Genomic DNA, 16,562 nt, shown 5'->3' with positions numbered 1-16,562 from the left:
TTTTTATTCCTTTCAGATATAGCCCTTTTCCTTTAATGATGTGTAGTTTCCATCGCCTACAATTATATGGTCAAGCACTTCTATTCCTAAAATCTTCCCAGCTTCCAATAACCTCTTAGTTACTTCAACATCTTCCTGAGATTGTGTAACCTCGCCAGAAGGATGATTATGAAAACACATGATTGAACAAGCATTAGCTGCTATTGCCGCTTTAAAAATTTCCCTAGGATGTACTAGAGCGCTATTGAGAGTTCCTATGCTCGATACATTAATATTTGTTGGTTGTTTCTTGGTATCTAGAGATACTACGATGAAATGCTCTCGGTCTTTATCCTCTAAGAAATCTTTCATCAACTCATAGGCATCTTGAGGCGAACGGATAGTTCTTTTTTGGTATAGTATACTAGATTCTTTTACTAACTTTATTGATACAATGTTTACTCTTTTTGCTTTATTCATAATCAACTAACCCCCGATTTTTATTTTTAAATTGCTCAAGTTAATAATATATATGAACTCTTTCTCAATACGGGGAACTAGCCTCTTTTTTAGATACATTTGCATGAGAAAAGCCACCGTTGAGAAAAAACGATGGCTTACTATTATTACTTTACCTCTTCTAGTTGAAGCTCAGTTTGATAATCTTTTTTGCTTGTAGATAAGGTATAATGCACGGCTCTAGCTATGTGCCAAGCCATAACAGGAGGAACAGCATTACCAATCATTTTATAAGCGCTCGAAGCGGAAACTACAAAATTAAAATCGTCAGGAAACGATTGTAACCTTGCGCATTCTCTAATTGATAGCCTTCTCCATCCATTCATATCATTCTCATCAGATAATAGAGTATTATAATGCGCTTCAATATTACCATGGTGTTCTGCTCGAATTGTTCCCGAAGGTCGATTCATTGGTATTCTATTATTGCCTTGCATTTTCTTCCCAGGATAAAACTTTGCTTTAGAATAGTCTCTACTTGTGTGATTTAAAATACTTGGGTCATCGATTTTATCCCATATATCATCTAAAGCATCTTTAGATGTAACCCAAGGTTGCTCAAAACCACCCAACTCTGAATGAGATGGTTTTGGATAATAGATAGCATTGTGTATGTCTTTCCTTACGCCAAATATGATTACTCTTTTTCTTGTTTGTGGGACGCCGAAGTCAGCCGCATTAAGCACTTTATATTGCACGACATATCCATTTTTTTTAAAGTCTTCTAATATAGTATCTAAAGCAGAAGCGTCAATAGTTTTATCAGCTTTATTAGTTCTTATGCCATCAACGTTCTCTGCCACAAATATTTTCGCATTACAATGTTTAACCACTCTTATCATGTGTTCATAAAGCCTTCCTCTTTCCGAGGAAAGACCTTTTCTTTTTCCAGCCAAACTAAAATCTTGGCATGGGAAGCCTCCGATAACTACATCAGCTTGTGGTATTTTATTCAAATCAATATCAGTGATACTTTCATCATCACCTGTATGATTAAAGTTATGCTCGTAAACTTGCATAGCTGCTTTAAAAATATCATTTGCAAAAATGATGTTAAATGGATTTTCTTCATATTTCTTGTTTAAAAATTCAAACCCTCCTCTAAAGCCGAGGTCCATTCCTCCACATCCACTAAAGAGGGATACAACGCTAACCTTTCTTTCTGTTTCTAATTTTAGATTATGAACATCCACTTCAAACGGATTACTTTCATAAAAAGTTGTCATGCTTATATAGTCACCCCACTGTCAGTGTAGTATAATTGTAAAATGATTCCTATTCAAATCGCAAAGGAGGCGTTTCAATGATTAAGGAGTTTTTAAGTACAATAGTCAATAAAATTGAGCAAAATCCGTCGCTTAAAGGCTCCATTAAAGATGGAGATGCTTTCGAAAGCTATGTCTATGAAGAAATGCAGAAGTTCGCCTCGTCATCCATTGACTTTAATATAACAAGTGTAGAACATAATGGTGCTCATTCTTTCCCTGATATTAAAGTCACCTTTTCAAATGATACCATATACGGCGTTGAAATTAAATTTTCAGCATCAGGGAATTGGAAATCAAAAGGAAACAGCGTCTTTGAGAGCCTTTCTAACAAAGAATCTGATGATTACGCTTATAGGGATATTTTTGTTTTGTTCGGAAGAAAGCCAAAGCCTAAAGAAGAAATTCCTCATATAGAAGTTAGATTTGCACCCTACGGTTTAAGTGTTGATAGAATCGAAGTTACACATTCACCTAGATTTTCAATTAATATGAATGAAAAAGAACACAATTTAACAGAGCTATTTGGAACTGCCAATACATATGCAGAGTTTCGTGTGAAAACTAATGAAGAAAAAAACGAATTACTCAGGGCATATTTCAAACAGAGTACTAAGAAAACAGGACCCGATAAATGGTACATGCCTAAATTATCAGAAGAAGATATAGAGAGCGTTGAACCTACACTATTTTCGTCACTGAATATTAATCAAAAACAACAAGTAGTTGCTGAATCATTCATATTATTTCCTTTTGACCTTTTTAAAAAGAAAGCTAACTATGTTAATGTTGCATCAAACATGATTTCAAGACATTTTGTTTACAGCACAGCTTTAAGAGATTCTTTTTCAGCGAGTGGAAAAACAGTAATTTTAGAAAAAGATATTTACTATCCAAGAATTCTAATGACCTTTTTCATTCATGTAGAAAAAATCAAAGAGACCTTAAGGAACCCACCTTACGAGAATTTTGAAGATGATTGTTATAAAGCATGGAAGACTGCTGTGCATGAAATGTCAATTGAACAAATCTCTCTCGATAAAAACGATGAACTTGAAGTATCATTTGAAAAAATCATTAAGAATTTTAACCCTCTGCTAGAAATACAAAATGTAGTAACTGAAAATAAAGAGAATGTAAACATCGACTTATCCAAATTTTATAACTTAGAGTTAATCTAACTTTTAAATAAAACACTCAACTTACTAATTGGGTGTTTTATTTTTCGCACAGATTGTAAATCCACCCTCAAAAAGTTAGCAATTTAAATTTTTTGTTCTATTCGTTTTAATGTTTTTAATATTTCCGTCAGAGTATCCTCTATATATTTTTTAGAGTTTTCTGCAACAGCCGTACTAGAATTAGGGATGTCTGATGTAGTTTTTTCCAATTCTGAGTCATTTTTCAGACCATTTTGAAACGCAAAATCCCAAGTCGTGTGATTTTTATTTTTATATTCACGAACCTCTTCAAACATTTGAACATGTTTTTCAGAAAACTGTTGACGGTTCCCTATGAGCCCTTTTTCTCTTAAATGTTTCTTGAAGGAACGTACGTTACCAATTTTGTCTCTAACTTTTTCTTTGAACTCTTCATCACTATATTTATACAATCCTTCCCACTCCTTTCTTGACTTATAATAACTTTTAATAATGTTATTATAAGTTTAAATGATAGTTTGGTCAATAGCTTACTAGTCTGCTTTTTCATTCTATACCTTATTGTAATTAACCTTTTAGAAAAGGAGTAATTAAAATGCATAACCTAAATCTCATGAAATTCTTTGAAGGATACGTAAGAAATTATCACACTTTAAATCTAACTATTCATCACGGTAAACACTCTTTTACAATGTCTGAAATTGAATATTTTTCAAGATTAGGCTTAATGCTAGGCTATTGGTCTTACACTGAAGATACAACTAATGGAACATATAGACCTATGGATTTAACTTGGTAGGATAACTTTGACGGTCAGTATTGGCATAACTTTGTTCTACATTTAGAACGTGAAAACCTGTATGATAAAGATTTAGAAACAATTGAAAAACTCTTTACTGAAAGAGAAATTTCACCATATAATGTGATAGGTATTATGAATGTAAGAAATGAACAACGAATTAATGAGCTCATCGAAATTGCTAGTAAAATGAACACCATCGAAATTGCTTTACTAATATTTAGAACTAACTCATCAGATAATTCTAATAAGTATTTCAACATTGTTCATGCTTATCTGTTACATAAGTGCAAAGTAATAGATGTCAAATTGTCTTAATACTAAGTTAGAAACATTAAAAAGTGCCTAAAATTAGGCACTTTCTGATTTGACATATAAATACTAATAAAAAATCCTCATTTACTTATGATACGGTTCCCCCCGCACAATCCTAAACGCTCTATACACCTGCTCGACTAACACAAGCCTCATCAATTGATGTGGAAACGTCATTTTAGAAAAGGAAAGGGATTCATCCGCTCTTTTCATGACTTCATCAGCTAAGCCTAGTGATCCTCCAATGATAAAAGCGATCTTGCTTTTTCCGTACGTAGCGAGCTTGTCTATGTTGTCAGCAAGCTGCTCAGAAGTGAGCATACGTCCTTCGATGGCAAGGGCAATGACATGTGCGTCAGGGTGAACTTTGGCAAGGATCCGTTCTCCTTCTTTTTGTTTGATTTGCTGCATGTCGGCATCACTGAGATTCTCGGGGGCTTTTTCATCTGGGACTTCGATGATCTCTATTTTAGCGTACGCACTGAGTCGTTTTGTATATTCCTCAATGCCTTGTTTTAAGTATTTTTCTTTTAGTTTACCTACAGTGATAATTGAGATATTCACAGTGTTGATGACTCCTTTTTAAATAATTATCCACAACACTTATCCACATACCAACATGTGGATTGCTTCTTATGCTTTTATACTGTAAAGCGCTCCGTTTTCACAGAAGCTGCACTTTGTGGATAACATTTCTTTGTCTGTTATTTTATCAATGGTTGGTGCTAGCTCTTGTTCGTCGACAACAATGTCTAGCGCCAATTCGATATGTTCTTCGCAAGCATAATACATCATTTCAACGTCCTTTCTTAGTTCGTTTTTCATTATAACATACCCATTTTCCACCCTGTGGATAAGAATAAAATTTATAAAAAATAGAGCCTCCACTTGAGACTCTATTCTACATATTTATCTTTTTCTTATGTGCTTTCCTGCTCCGTTAATTGAGCAGTCACTGTTTCTCGTTGGCCTTCACGGTAAAGCGTGACTTTAATTTCATCACCAATTTCGTGCTCGGTATAAAGGTATTTACGCAGGTCGTGTCCGTCATTGATTTCTTGATCATCAATGGAAACAATCACATCGTATTCCTTAAGACCAGCTCGTTCTGCTGGGGACATTGGTGCAATACTTGTGATCACTACTCCCGCCTTTACATCCTGCGGTAATTTCAATGTTTCTTGCCAATGATGGCTTGGAATTTCACTTAGAGATCTAATCCCTACCCCTAATTGTGGACGTTGAACTTCCCCGAAACGTTCCAAGTCTTCGATAACAGGAATAGCAATTTGAGTTGGGATGGCAAAACCAATTCCTTCAACCGCGCTTTGCGCAATTTTCATCGAGTTAATTCCGATTATTTGTCCTTCAATATTAACAAGTGCCCCGCCACTATTTCCAGGGTTAATCGCTGCATCAGTTTGAAGTACTTCGGCATGCCAATCAACTGAACCATCACCATCTAAATCAACAGGTATACTACGTTTGGTTGCACTTATAATGCCTTGTGTCACTGAACTTGAAAACCGCAAGCCTAGTGGATTTCCAATCGCAATCGCTGGTTCACCAACACGCAATAAATCAGAGTTTCCGAATTCAGCAACGGTTTCGATATTGCTACCGTCAATTTCTAACACGGCAAGATCCGTAATGATATCTGTGCCAAGTAATTTTGCTGGTAAACGAGTCCCATCTGCTAAGCTTACCTCAATTTGATTGGCCCGATCGATCACATGATGATTTGTCACAACAAATGCTTTATCCCCGTCCTTCTTATAAATCACTCCAGAGCCCGTTCCTTCAGCACCTTCTTGAGAGAAGATATTCGACTGTTGCATGTTAATGACACCGACAACCGCATCCGATACGTTTTCAACAGCTTGAATGACATCAGAGTTTACATCTACATTAACCGTTTGGCTAAGTCCTTCCTGTGGTTCTGATTCAAAGATTCCTGACTCAACATTATTAGACGAATCATTATATGGTAAGAGTCCTAGGTTTGTTAGAACAGGTACTGAAAATAAGACGACCAATCCACCAATTAGTGCTCCTACAAACGCCGATAAGCCAGAGAAACGTTTAGATTCTTTTTGTCTTGTTTTTTGACTTTCATGTTCATCATAATAGCCCATGACGTTAACACCATCCTTTATTTAATTATTTATTAATCGTTGTTGCCACTTATTATAATCTCTTAACAATAAAATGCTATAAACTAGCTTACTTTTCATTTATTTTTGATACTTCTTTTATAATTCCCAACAACATTGACGTATAATCATGTAACAGATCCCAGGAGAAATGAACCAGTGTCATCAGCCCATAACAAGCGCTGGACGTTTCTCACTATCAAAAAACCTCAGCAAAATATAGCTGAGGTTAAGTCATTATGAGACAACAGCAAGTGCTGTTGGAGTATGAGGATCAGTATCGTATAGTTCAAATTGCTCTCCTATTGCCTGTCCTTCTTCCTTCAGAACTTGTTCAACAGAAAGACGAGCGAGTTCTTTCATATTATTATCAAGACTAAGGTGAGCTAAATAAATACGGCTTGTGTTATCACCAATGACTTCTGATAAGGCAAGAGCTGCATCTTCATTTGAGACATGTCCAACATCGCTCAAGATACGGCGTTTAACATTCCAAGGGTAGCGCCCCATACGCAGCATGTTTAAATCATGGTTTGATTCAAAAATAAACATATCAGCGCCTTTAATCGTACCTTTGATTCGTTCACTTACGTACCCCATATCAGTAGCCAGAACTAGCTTCTTTCCTTCATGATGAAAGGTGAAAAACATCGGTTCAGCAGCATCATGTGAAACACCAAATGACTCAACATCAAGATCGCCAAAGGTCTTCACTGCCCCAGTAGCAAAGACAAATTTCTGTTCTGTCGGTATTGTGCCAAGATGTCCGTCCATCGCTGCCCATGTCTTCTCGTTCGCATAAATGGGTAGCTTATGCTTTCTTGCAAAAACACCGACCCCCTTTATATGATCACTGTGCTCATGACTAACAAGAATGCCATCTAATTCTTTAGGATCACGGTTAATATAGGCAAACAACTCGTCCATTTTCTTTCCGCTTAAGCCAGCATCAATCAGCAACCGCTTCTGCCCTGTTTCGACGTAAATGGCATTGCCTGTACTGCCACTAGCAAGCACACTAAAGCGTAATGTCATCTAAACACCCTTTCTAACTTAGCTGTTGTACAGCCCCTTCAATCGCATTGACAAGAAAGGTTTCATTATCTACACTTACTCTCCACATCGGAGCAAAGACTTGAACATTTCCTTGTGGACTAAAAAAGCTGTAATATCCAAACTCAACATTTGTGATCGTATCATTCATACCAATTAATTGATCATTAAGTAACACTTCAATCGCTTTCAAGCTAGATAAAATTTCGCGTTCCCGTCCCTGCAGCTCTTCAAATTCAAAATAGCTTTGTTTATAGCTTATAATTTGTTGTTGATCGTCTAGCTGTAAAACTAGGGGCGGCTCATCATCTAATGTATAAGCTATTTTATCCTCAAACGTTTGATAGAGAAAAATTCGCCTCTCTAACTCATCATAATGGCCATAGCGATATTCCTCTCCTTCAAACACATACGTTGATAAAAAAGTCGACAACTGCACGAAAAAATTGTCCTGACTAATCTGAAATGGTTCATCTAGTACAACTTCAATAAACTGGTCATCATCAGAGGCTACTTCCTGAATTCCAAGGAAAGGTATAGCTTCATCTGTTAATGGTACGTTCTTTCCCATAATGTGCAAGCCTGTTACGTCCTCTTTAGGCAGTTCAACATCAATCGTAATATTATATTGGTTTAAAGTCTCTTGGGTGGTCGCCTCTGCAATCATACTTAGTTTATTAGCATTATTGGTTTCAATTAACTGCCAGGTCAAAAAAATATTTAGCATGAGAAATGTGACAATGAAGATTGTTTTCGTTCTACTCCAATCCATTAGAGCCTCCCCCTTCATTCGAATCAAACGTCACCTTTCGCCAACTGTTATCATAAAGGAAAAACCAATGAGGTTCCACTGTCACAAAGGACGGATTCGGCATAATCATTTCATATCCAACAGCAACCTTCTGTAACCGTTCAATATGAAAGAATTCAAGTTGCTTCAGTCGATTGAGTACATCCTCTCCAGATGGTAATTTGACTTCTTCTCTTGCATCTATTGGTTGATTGTCTAAATCAAAAAGCGGACGAAAGTATGTCTCAGTTTGATTCCCTGACCTACTCGTTTGTAAAACCATATGATCCTGCCCTTGAAAGCTCAGGACAGGAAGATCATTTACTTGAAGTCTATACTCAGCTTCATCACGCAAATCGTTTGAATTCCAATCAGAGAGGATGTATTTATCTGTCCAGCCCCCATGGCCATTAATAAACTCATAGCTACTCTGAACAACATGTTTACTGCTTCGTTCGTGAGTCCCTGAAAAAATAGGATTCCTGTATTCCATGAACAGCCCATTATTGCGGATATTTATCATTCTGTTTCCATCTGTAAAAGATTCTACACTACCAGACTGTCTATAATGTTTAACGGAGTCTGGGTCTGAGAAAAGAGCTTGTCTAAAGAATGTTCCAGGTATTGGCGAAGCCGTGAAAGAAAGTCTTTCAGCCGTAACGGGCCCCAGTGGAATATAAATATGTTCACTAAGCTCTCTAGTAGAAGAACGATTGTTAGCTTGGAATACTTCCACATATTCATTAAACGGTCTCAAGAAATTCCGTTCAAAATCTCCTACTGAAAAATTCGTTTCCACTTCAACCACTTGCGTATCTTTACTTGAAAGCATCTGCATATGAACCTGTTCATCTTGCGCATCTACATACATATACAAACGGTTAATTGTACTTAAAGGAAGATTAAATTCTTCCTGGTCTACTTGAAAAAGACTAAGAAAAATATCCACTGGAATCGAGGTTGGGAAGATTAATTCAATTCCGCCATTTTGAACCTGCTTAGGAAATGGTCCAACTGCTAACATATCACCTTCAACAAAGTTCGTTTTAAGGAGCTTTTGATAGAGTTGATCAAAACGCTCGTCATTTGTAGGAATCATCGTATGACGTCCTTGTTGATGAATGACGATTTGCTCTGGTCTGATAATTTCAGTGAGCTTCCGTTCCTCACTCATCGCTTCATTCGGGACATACCTGGCCGTATCATCAAGAAGTTCAATATTAGGCTGGAATGTCCAAAGCTGCCACGTTAAGATCATACTTAAACCAACTAAGCCTATTAACAACCCCGTTTTGATATGTTCGTAGTTCATACCTCTCCCCCCTTGAATGTGGAATAAGGTAAAGTGAAGTAGATTGTTGTTCCTTCTCCGTACTCACTTTGTACCCAAATCTCACCTCCATGTGCATGGACAAGCTCTTTTGCAATGGCAAGTCCCAAACCTGTTCCTCCAACGCTTCTTGCTCTTGCTTTATCAACACGATAAAAACGATCAAAGATTTTCGCTTGATTTTCCCGGGGAATACCCATCCCTTCGTCCGAAATACTAATGCGCACATTATGCCCTTGATGTAGCAATGTCACTATAACATTACCGCCTTCTGGTGAGTATTTCATCGCATTAGAAATAATATTATCGACTATCTGTGTCATCTTATCGCGATCAATTTCAACATACGTAGGGTGAGCTGTAATCTTTCTTGTAAATTCAATATTTTTGTCTTGAGCAATCATTTCAAATCGATCAATAATCTCATGAAGAAATTGTCCGAAATCGGCCCATTCAAATGATAGCTTATAATCGCGACTATCAATTTTAGATAATTGCAGCAAATCATTAACAAGACGAATCATTCGCTCTGTTTCATTTTGAGTGACGTTTAAGAAACGAGGGGCAATTTCAGGATCGGAAAGCGCACCATCTTCAAGCGCCTCTAGATAGCTTCTCATTGTCGTCAATGGCGTTCGTAGCTCATGTGAAACGTTTGCTACAAACTCTCTTCGGTCTTGTTCAATTTTCTCTTGTTCTGTGACATCATGAAGCACAGTTATCAGACCATTAATTGGACCGTCGTCTTCCTGAATAACAGAGAAATTAGCTTCAAGCATATACTCTCTTTCTTCTGTACTAAAATCGAGCAAGACGGAATCGGAATGATCATACAAATCATAGATTTCAAATGCTTCAGAAAGTCGAAGAACATCAGGGATTGCCTGACCAATGACTTGAGAGCTTGATACAGCCAGCAATTCTTCTGCACGCTTATTCATGAGAATAATTCGTCCTTGCGCATCTGTCGCGATCACACCATCTGTCATATGAGCTAAGACAGACTTCAGCTTCTTCTGCTCACGATCACGTGTCAATGTCGCATCCTGGAGCTTTTTCGTCAGTTCATTAAATGCCATCGCCAACTGACCTATTTCATCCGTACTATACACCGTTACCTGCCTCGAAAAGTCACCATGTCCCATTCGCATTGCTTGCTTACGCATATCAATAATTGGTGAGGTTATCGTTCTTGCAAGGAGAATAACTAGCACGGCCGAGATTACAAGAGCAATAAAAGTTCCACTCGCTAAAATACTATTAATTTGTTGCATTTGTTCATAGATTTCTTCCATTGATGCTTCAATATGCAAAGCACCGATCGTACCCTCATCTGTTCGAATAGGTATAAAAAGTACACGCATCCGATGCCCTGTAACACGATCGCGCATGACATCCCGATCTAAAGTACCAAGTAAGGCAAGAGCCACACGCGGCTCCGTACTTTGCTGACCTACAATATGTCTATTAGCCGTATTAGAGGTACTAATGACAACTCGATTAGCATCTATCACTCGAACTTCAGCATTATCAATAGAGAAAATTTCTCTTAATAGCGCATTAATATTAGTCGTTAATGTACTACGATCATCCGTCGTCTGCATTTCCTGTGAAACGTTATAAGCAAGTAAATTAGCACGTTCTTCTAGCAGCTCAAAATAGTTAGTCACTAGCTGTTCTTCTAGCTGCTTTGTAAAATAAACACCGATAATTTGCATCGCAATAAAAATAAGGAGCACATAAATAATAATTAACTTAAACTGAATCGACTTAAAGAAGCCAACTTTACGATCCATTTATCCTTGCTCCTGTTGTTCTGGTGCAGAAAGGTAGTAACCAACCCCACGTCTTGTAATAATCCAAGTTGGAAAGCTCGGGTTATCCTCTACCTTCTCTCTTAAACGCCGAACCGTTACGTCAACTGTTCTGACATCACCAAAATAATCATAGCCCCAAACTGCTTGCAAAAGGTGTTCTCTTGTCATCACTTGTCCAAGGTGTTTAGCTAAGTAATGAACCAACTCAAACTCTCTGTGCGTAAGTTCGATCGTTTCACCGCGTCTTTTAACCTGATACGCTTCTGGATAGATCGTTAAATCACCAACTGCGATTTCTTTTTGCGTATTTACTTCTTCGCCACTTACCTTATGTCTTCGTAAGTTCGCCTTTACTCTTGCTAATAATTCACGCGTACTAAATGGCTTTGTTACATAATCATCAGCACCTAATTCAAGTCCTAGTACTTTATCTATTTCTGAATCCTTTGCCGTTAACATAATAATAGGAATATCATAATTCTTGCGTACTTCTCGACAGACTTCCATGCCATCCTTATAAGGAAGCATAATATCAAGTAGAATTAAATCAGGCTGTTCTTTTTCAACTTGTTCAATTGCCTGTAAGCCATCATACGCACAAACAACGTCAAAGCCTTCCTTCTCAAGGTTAAACTTCAATATATCTGCAATCGGCCTTTCATCATCGACAACTAAAATACGTTTATCCATTACGCAGATCGCTCCCGTTCTCTATAGTCTCTTCTGACATTCTAACATATTAAACTATTTACGTTTTCAAGAACGGCGGTATGTTCCTGAAATTGTTATGTAATACATGATAAAAATCGTCCCTGCAAAAGCAGAGACGATTTATTTCCTGCTACAAGCAGGGCATTCATGGACACTTTCTTATCTATTAAAAAAATCGATAGAGTTTTTCAGTTGACCGTTTTGAGTTATCTCAAAATGAAGGTGGATACTTGTTGAGCCCATTATACCAATCTTTTGACCTTTTGCAACCGTTTGACCTACTCTAACATCAACCAAATCAATGAGCATACAATGTTTCCATTTTTATTGGTAATTGGCAAAGTTCAGCAACCTTTCCATTCTAGCATATTCTAATTTTCAAATACTTCATTCGTTTAAATTGATACTAGATTGTAATATATTTGTCATCGCCAGTCATAAATAGAATAGCCAGAAAATACAAACAATAGAACGACTACCTAACAAGAACCATGTCAGCAATTAAGCTTTACAATGCAGTAGTTCTTTCTATCCAATACAAAAAATCCACATGGAGAATCTCCAAGTGGATTTTAATAAGTGCCGGCCAGAGGACTTGAACCCCCAACCTACTGATTACAAGTCAGTTGCTCTACCAATTGAGCTAGGCCGGCATGTAAATGGTGGCTTGGGACGGAATCGAACCGCCGGCACATGGATTTTCAGTCCATTGCTCTACCGACTGAGCTACCAAGCCGTTATAAAGAAAATGGCGGTCCGGACGGGACTCGAACCCGCGACCTCCTGCGTGACAGGCAGGCATTCTAACCAACTGAACTACCGGACCAATTTCTTTTTGTTATAATGGTGACCCGTACGGGATTCGAACCCGTGTTACCGCCGTGAAAGGGCGGTGTCTTAACCGCTTGACCAACGGGCCACATTGATAAGTAATGATGAGCCATGAAGGACTCGAACCTTCGACCCTCTGATTAAAAGTCAGATGCTCTACCAACTGAGCTAATGGCTCTCGACGTTAATTCAAACTCATTTCTTTCTTGCTTAAACCATTGCCAGCTATTGTGGTAAAGGCACTGCATCTTTCATTCGCTTCATCTCTTAGCGACAAGATTTATAATATCATAAGACAAAACAGTAAGCAAGTCTCTTTTTTTAAAAAAATATTTTTTCTTTTACAAGACTATTTTCTACAGAATAACGAAAAAAGGTAAAGGATGCAAGTGCAAATTAATCTTGCATCCTTTAAATATTCTAGCGTAAGCAGCTTAATTAAGCAAAAACGCCACGAACTAAATTTGTTTGATTACGATCAGGTCCTACAGAGAAAATCGTTAAAGGAATACCTGTCAGCTGTGAAATTCGCTCAATATAATGACGAGCATTTTCAGGAAGCTCATCTAGCGACTTTACTCCTGTAATGTCTTCTTCCCAACCAGGAAGCTCCTCATATACTGGCTCACACTCTGCAAGCACCTTTAGGCTAGCAGGAAATTCTTCAATCACTTCACCACGATACTTGTAAGCTGTACAAATTTTCAACGTCTGAATACCAGTTAAAACATCAATTGAATTAAGTGATAAGTCTGTTAATCCACTTACACGACGCGCATGACGAACAACAACGCTATCGAACCAACCAACACGACGCGGACGTCCTGTCGTTGTACCATATTCATTTCCTACTTCACGAATTCGGTCACCAATTTCATTGTGTAATTCCGTTGGAAATGGACCATCACCAACACGAGTTGTATACGCTTTTGAAACACCAACTACATGATTGATCTTCGATGGACCAACACCAGATCCGATCGTAACTCCTCCTGCGATTGGGTTCGATGATGTAACGAATGGGTATGTACCTTGATCAATATCAAGCATAACCCCTTGAGCACCTTCAAAAAGAACACGACGCCCTTCATCTAACGCATCATTTAACACGACAGATGTATCGCAAACGTATTTAGCAACTTGTTGTCCGTACTCAAAGTACTCATCAAGAATCTCTTCTTTTGTAAAACCTTCAACTTCATAATATTTTTCAAATAGACGATTCTTTTCTTCTAAGTTACGCTCAAGCTTTTCCTCAAATACTTCCTTATCAAGTAAATCAGCAATTCGAATACCAATACGAGCTGCTTTGTCCATATAAGCTGGACCAATGCCTTTTTTCGTTGTACCGATTTTATTTGCACCTTTACGTTCTTCTTCCACAATATCTAATTTCAAATGATATGGAAGAATGACATGCGCACGATTACTAATTCGTAAATTACTTGTATCAACATTACGCTCATGTAAGTATGCTAACTCTTCTACAAGTGCCTTTGGATCAATAACCATTCCGTTTCCAATGACACAGCTTTTATCTTTATAAAAAATCCCTGATGGAATTAAATGAAGCTTATATTTCTCTCCACCAAATACGATGGTATGACCAGCATTATTTCCACCTTGGTAACGAGCAACGACTTCTGCCTTTTCAGAAAGATAATCGGTAATTTTTCCTTTTCCTTCATCGCCCCATTGTGTACCCACAACTACTACTGATGACATGTGATGCACCTCCGCCTTGACTATTTTTAGTCAAGTATTTTCCAAAGCCATTGTTAAGTATACCAATTTCATTTACGTGCGTCAACGCAAACACGAACATTTTAATCTATTATTAAATGGTTTGTTCGTCAAAACTCCGAATCAATAAGAAAAAGGGGCCTGTTCAATGACAAAATCGAACAGCCCCTTCTCTCTTTAAGCTCCTGGCGGCATATCTCGTTCATCATGCCTTCTCTCTAAGTTTACAAATTTATTATATTCTTTCACAAATGCTAGCTCAACTGTCCCCACTGGACCGTTACGCTGCTTGGCAATAATAATTTCAATGATGTTTTGATTTTCCGTTTCTTTATCATAATAATCATCACGATAAAGGAATGCAACGATATCAGCATCTTGCTCAATACTTCCCGATTCACGAATATCTGACATCATCGGGCGTTTATCTTGACGGGACTCAACTCCACGAGATAGCTGCGACAACGCAATAACAGGAACTTCCAACTCACGGGCAATTTGCTTTAATGTACGTGAAATTTCCGAGACTTCCTGTTGACGATTTTCCCCACTTTTTCCGTTACCTTGAATAAGCTGTAAATAATCGATCATGATCATACCTAATCCATGCTCTTGCTTCAATCTCCGGCATTTTGCTCGAATATCATTTACTTTGACTCCTGGCGTATCATCTATAAAAATACCCGCCTTCGCTAGACTTCCCATCGCCATCGTGAGCTTCTGCCAATCTTCAGAGTTAAGGGCTCCTGTTCTCATCCTTTGTGCATCAATATTCCCTTCAGCACAGAGCATACGTTGAACAAGCTGGCTCGCACCCATTTCTAAACTAAAGATAGCTACATTTTCGCCAGCTCTTGTCGCGACATTTTGTGAAATATTTAGCGCAAAGGCGGTCTTACCAACAGAAGGACGGGCAGCAACAATGATTAAATCGTTTCGCTGAAATCCAGCTGTCATCCGATCTAATTCTGTAAACCCTGTTGGAATACCTGTGATATCTCCTTTATGATTTTGAAGCATCTCGATCTTATCGTACGTCTCAATGAGAACGTCTTTAATCGATGTAAATGCGCTCGTGTTTTTGCGTTGCGAAACATCTAAAATGGTTTTCTCAGCATCAACGAGAATCGCATCTACTTCTTCTTCACTCGCATACCCTTCTGCAGCAATATTCGTTGCCACTTTTATGAGCCTGCGCAAGATCGATTTCTCTTCGACAATTTTACTATAATATTCAACATTAGCCGCTGTCGGCACAGCATTGGCTAAATCACTTAAATAAGCAACTCCCCCGATATCATCAAGCCACTTGCGATCCTGCAAGTCTGAGGTAACGGTAACCAAGTCAACCGGCTCTCCCTTTTCAGCCAATTCAAGCATAACTTGATAGATACGCTGGTGAGCCGCACGGTAGAAATCTTCAGGCATGAGGCGTTCTGAGGCGGTAACAAGAGCTTCATCAGCTAGAAAAATCGCACCTAATACTGCCTGTTCAGCTTCAATATTCTGGGGTGGAGTACGGTCTGCAAACAAATCACTCATGCTTGTTCATCCTTTCATCAGGAATTAAAAATAGGCTTTTACAACCATATCCCTGAAATAGAAAAACAAAATGGCTGATTTTTTTAATCAACCATTTGTTCATTCCTCTATTATTCTTCTACCACATGTACTTTAACTGTTGCAACTACTTCTGGATGGATTTTAATTGGTACATTTGTGTAACCCATAGTGCGAATTGGTTCATCGAGCATAATTTTACGCTTATCTACCTTTTTTTTCATTTTTGCTAGTGTTTCGGCAATTTGTTTCGTTGAAATCGCTCCAAACAAGCGACCACCTTCACCAGACTTTGCCTTAATTTCCACATTCAAAGCTTCTAGCTCTTCTTTATATGCCTTTGCTTGCTCAAGCTCTTCTTCCTTCTTCTTTTCCTCACTCTTCTTCTTAGCTTCTAAATCCTTCATATTGCCTTTTGTTGCTTCAACTGCAAGTTTATTTGGTAATAAATAATTACGTGCATATCCTTCAGATACGTTCTTTGCTTCGCCTTTTTTTCCTTTTCCTTTTACATCTTCTAAGAAAATAACTTTCATA

The 16,562-nt window shown here is 37.9% G+C and carries 16 protein-coding genes and 5 tRNA genes; 1 reads left to right on the top strand and 20 read right to left on the bottom strand.

The window, feature by feature from the left end; translation table 11 throughout:
- Positions 1–12 precede the first annotated feature (12 nt).
- Both radC and IQ10_RS00320 read right to left on the bottom strand, forming a co-directional pair.
- Positions 13–459, bottom strand: coding sequence for a RadC family protein (radC, locus tag IQ10_RS00325; protein WP_199757360.1), 447 nt, complete (start codon positions 457–459; stop codon positions 13–15).
- 146 nt (positions 460–605) lie between these two features.
- Entirely contained in the window at positions 606–1,724 is a 1,119-nt protein-coding gene (locus IQ10_RS00320; RefSeq protein ID WP_144448492.1) for a DNA cytosine methyltransferase, read from the bottom strand.
- 77 nt (positions 1,725–1,801) lie between these two features.
- Here IQ10_RS00320 and IQ10_RS00315 point away from each other — a divergent pair, with 77 nt between their 5' ends.
- On the top strand, positions 1,802–2,944 hold the full coding sequence (locus IQ10_RS00315) for a hypothetical protein (RefSeq protein ID WP_144448491.1): 1,143 nt from the start codon (positions 1,802–1,804) through the stop codon (positions 2,942–2,944).
- 83 nt (positions 2,945–3,027) lie between these two features.
- On the opposite strand, the gene IQ10_RS00310 is transcribed toward IQ10_RS00315, so the two are convergent.
- The 18 genes from IQ10_RS00310 to rplI form a co-directional block, all read right to left on the bottom strand.
- On the bottom strand, positions 3,028–3,375 hold the full coding sequence (locus IQ10_RS00310) for a hypothetical protein (protein WP_144448490.1): 348 nt from the start codon (positions 3,373–3,375) through the stop codon (positions 3,028–3,030).
- A gap of 746 nt (positions 3,376–4,121) precedes the next feature.
- Positions 4,122–4,601, bottom strand: a complete 480-nt coding sequence (gene rlmH, locus IQ10_RS00305) for a 23S rRNA (pseudouridine(1915)-N(3))-methyltransferase RlmH (RefSeq protein WP_144448489.1) — start codon at positions 4,599–4,601, stop codon at positions 4,122–4,124.
- A gap of 69 nt (positions 4,602–4,670) precedes the next feature.
- A complete protein-coding gene (locus IQ10_RS00300) occupies positions 4,671–4,862 on the bottom strand; it encodes a CxxH/CxxC protein (protein WP_367613642.1) in 192 nt (63 codons plus the stop codon).
- Positions 4,863–4,957: 95 nt separating this feature from the next.
- Positions 4,958–6,172 (bottom strand): S1C family serine protease, encoded by a 1,215-nt coding sequence (locus IQ10_RS00295; protein WP_144448488.1) that lies wholly within the window; start codon positions 6,170–6,172, stop codon positions 4,958–4,960.
- 255 nt (positions 6,173–6,427) lie between these two features.
- A complete protein-coding gene (locus IQ10_RS00290; protein WP_144448487.1) occupies positions 6,428–7,225 on the bottom strand; it encodes an MBL fold metallo-hydrolase in 798 nt (265 codons plus the stop codon).
- A 13-nt stretch (positions 7,226–7,238) separates the two neighbouring features.
- Positions 7,239–8,015 carry a two-component system regulatory protein YycI gene (locus tag IQ10_RS00285; protein ID WP_144448486.1) on the bottom strand — a complete coding sequence of 259 codons (777 nt, stop codon included), beginning with the start codon at positions 8,013–8,015 and terminating at the stop codon, positions 7,239–7,241.
- Positions 8,002–9,345, bottom strand: coding sequence for a YycH family regulatory protein (locus IQ10_RS00280; protein ID WP_144448485.1), 1,344 nt, complete (start codon positions 9,343–9,345; stop codon positions 8,002–8,004). Before IQ10_RS00280 ends, IQ10_RS00285 begins: the two co-directional genes overlap by 14 nt.
- The gene (walK, locus tag IQ10_RS00275) at positions 9,342–11,159 is read right to left on the bottom strand and encodes a cell wall metabolism sensor histidine kinase WalK (RefSeq protein WP_144448484.1); all 1,818 of its coding nucleotides are present in this window, start codon (positions 11,157–11,159) and stop codon (positions 9,342–9,344) included. The genes IQ10_RS00280 and walK overlap by 4 nt, the downstream gene beginning before the upstream one ends.
- Positions 11,160–11,870, bottom strand: coding sequence for a response regulator YycF (yycF, locus tag IQ10_RS00270; RefSeq protein ID WP_144448483.1), 711 nt, complete (start codon positions 11,868–11,870; stop codon positions 11,160–11,162).
- Positions 11,871–12,050: 180 nt separating this feature from the next.
- Entirely contained in the window at positions 12,051–12,200 is a 150-nt protein-coding gene (locus IQ10_RS00265) for a M23 family metallopeptidase (RefSeq protein WP_242009649.1), read from the bottom strand.
- Positions 12,201–12,471: 271 nt separating this feature from the next.
- Positions 12,472–12,544 (bottom strand) — tRNA-Thr (locus IQ10_RS00260).
- 7 nt (positions 12,545–12,551) lie between these two features.
- Positions 12,552–12,627: transfer RNA gene (locus IQ10_RS00255), tRNA-Phe, on the bottom strand.
- Between the two features lie 13 nt (positions 12,628–12,640).
- A tRNA-Asp gene (locus IQ10_RS00250) sits at positions 12,641–12,717 on the bottom strand.
- An 18-nt stretch (positions 12,718–12,735) separates the two neighbouring features.
- Positions 12,736–12,810, bottom strand: a tRNA-Glu gene (locus IQ10_RS00245).
- Between the two features lie 17 nt (positions 12,811–12,827).
- Positions 12,828–12,900, bottom strand: a tRNA-Lys gene (locus tag IQ10_RS00240).
- A gap of 260 nt (positions 12,901–13,160) precedes the next feature.
- Positions 13,161–14,447 carry an adenylosuccinate synthase gene (locus IQ10_RS00235; protein ID WP_144448482.1) on the bottom strand — a complete coding sequence of 429 codons (1,287 nt, stop codon included), beginning with the start codon at positions 14,445–14,447 and terminating at the stop codon, positions 13,161–13,163.
- A gap of 195 nt (positions 14,448–14,642) precedes the next feature.
- Positions 14,643–16,007, bottom strand: a complete 1,365-nt coding sequence (gene dnaB / locus IQ10_RS00230) for a replicative DNA helicase (RefSeq protein WP_144448481.1) — start codon at positions 16,005–16,007, stop codon at positions 14,643–14,645.
- Between the two features lie 110 nt (positions 16,008–16,117).
- Positions 16,118–16,561, bottom strand: a complete 444-nt coding sequence (gene rplI / locus IQ10_RS00225; RefSeq protein WP_144448480.1) for a 50S ribosomal protein L9 — start codon at positions 16,559–16,561, stop codon at positions 16,118–16,120.
- Position 16,562 lies beyond the last annotated feature (1 nt).

This window comes from Halalkalibacter nanhaiisediminis, assembly GCF_007830185.1.
Lineage (GTDB): Bacteria > Bacillota > Bacilli > Bacillales > Bacillaceae_D > Halalkalibacter > Halalkalibacter nanhaiisediminis.
Note: the sequence above shows the minus strand (reverse complement) of the source record. Positions and strands in the feature narration are given on the sequence as shown.

Excerpts from the sequence above, each read along its gene's own strand:
- dnaB (WP_144448481.1), bottom strand. The coding sequence starts at position 16,007 with ATGAGTGATTTGTTTGCAGACCGTACTCCACCCCAGAATATTGAAGCT.
- radC (WP_199757360.1), bottom strand. The coding sequence starts at position 459 with ATGAATAAAGCAAAAAGAGTAAACATTGTATCAATAAAGTTAGTAAAA.
- IQ10_RS00280 (WP_144448485.1), bottom strand. The coding sequence starts at position 9,345 with ATGAACTACGAACATATCAAAACGGGGTTGTTAATAGGCTTAGTTGGT.
- IQ10_RS00235 (WP_144448482.1), bottom strand. The coding sequence starts at position 14,447 with ATGTCATCAGTAGTAGTTGTGGGTACACAATGGGGCGATGAAGGAAAA.
- IQ10_RS00315 (WP_144448491.1), top strand. The coding sequence starts at position 1,802 with ATGATTAAGGAGTTTTTAAGTACAATAGTCAATAAAATTGAGCAAAAT.
- yycF (WP_144448483.1), bottom strand. The coding sequence starts at position 11,870 with ATGGATAAACGTATTTTAGTTGTCGATGATGAAAGGCCGATTGCAGAT.
- IQ10_RS00320 (WP_144448492.1), bottom strand. The coding sequence starts at position 1,724 with ATGACAACTTTTTATGAAAGTAATCCGTTTGAAGTGGATGTTCATAAT.
- IQ10_RS00265 (WP_242009649.1), bottom strand. The coding sequence starts at position 12,200 with ATGCTCATTGATTTGGTTGATGTTAGAGTAGGTCAAACGGTTGCAAAA.
- IQ10_RS00295 (WP_144448488.1), bottom strand. The coding sequence starts at position 6,172 with ATGGGCTATTATGATGAACATGAAAGTCAAAAAACAAGACAAAAAGAA.
- IQ10_RS00285 (WP_144448486.1), bottom strand. The coding sequence starts at position 8,015 with ATGGATTGGAGTAGAACGAAAACAATCTTCATTGTCACATTTCTCATG.
- IQ10_RS00290 (WP_144448487.1), bottom strand. The coding sequence starts at position 7,225 with ATGACATTACGCTTTAGTGTGCTTGCTAGTGGCAGTACAGGCAATGCC.
- rplI (WP_144448480.1), bottom strand. The coding sequence starts at position 16,561 with ATGAAAGTTATTTTCTTAGAAGATGTAAAAGGAAAAGGAAAAAAAGGC.
- walK (WP_144448484.1), bottom strand. The coding sequence starts at position 11,159 with ATGGATCGTAAAGTTGGCTTCTTTAAGTCGATTCAGTTTAAGTTAATT.
- IQ10_RS00300 (WP_367613642.1), bottom strand. The coding sequence starts at position 4,862 with ATGAAAAACGAACTAAGAAAGGACGTTGAAATGATGTATTATGCTTGC.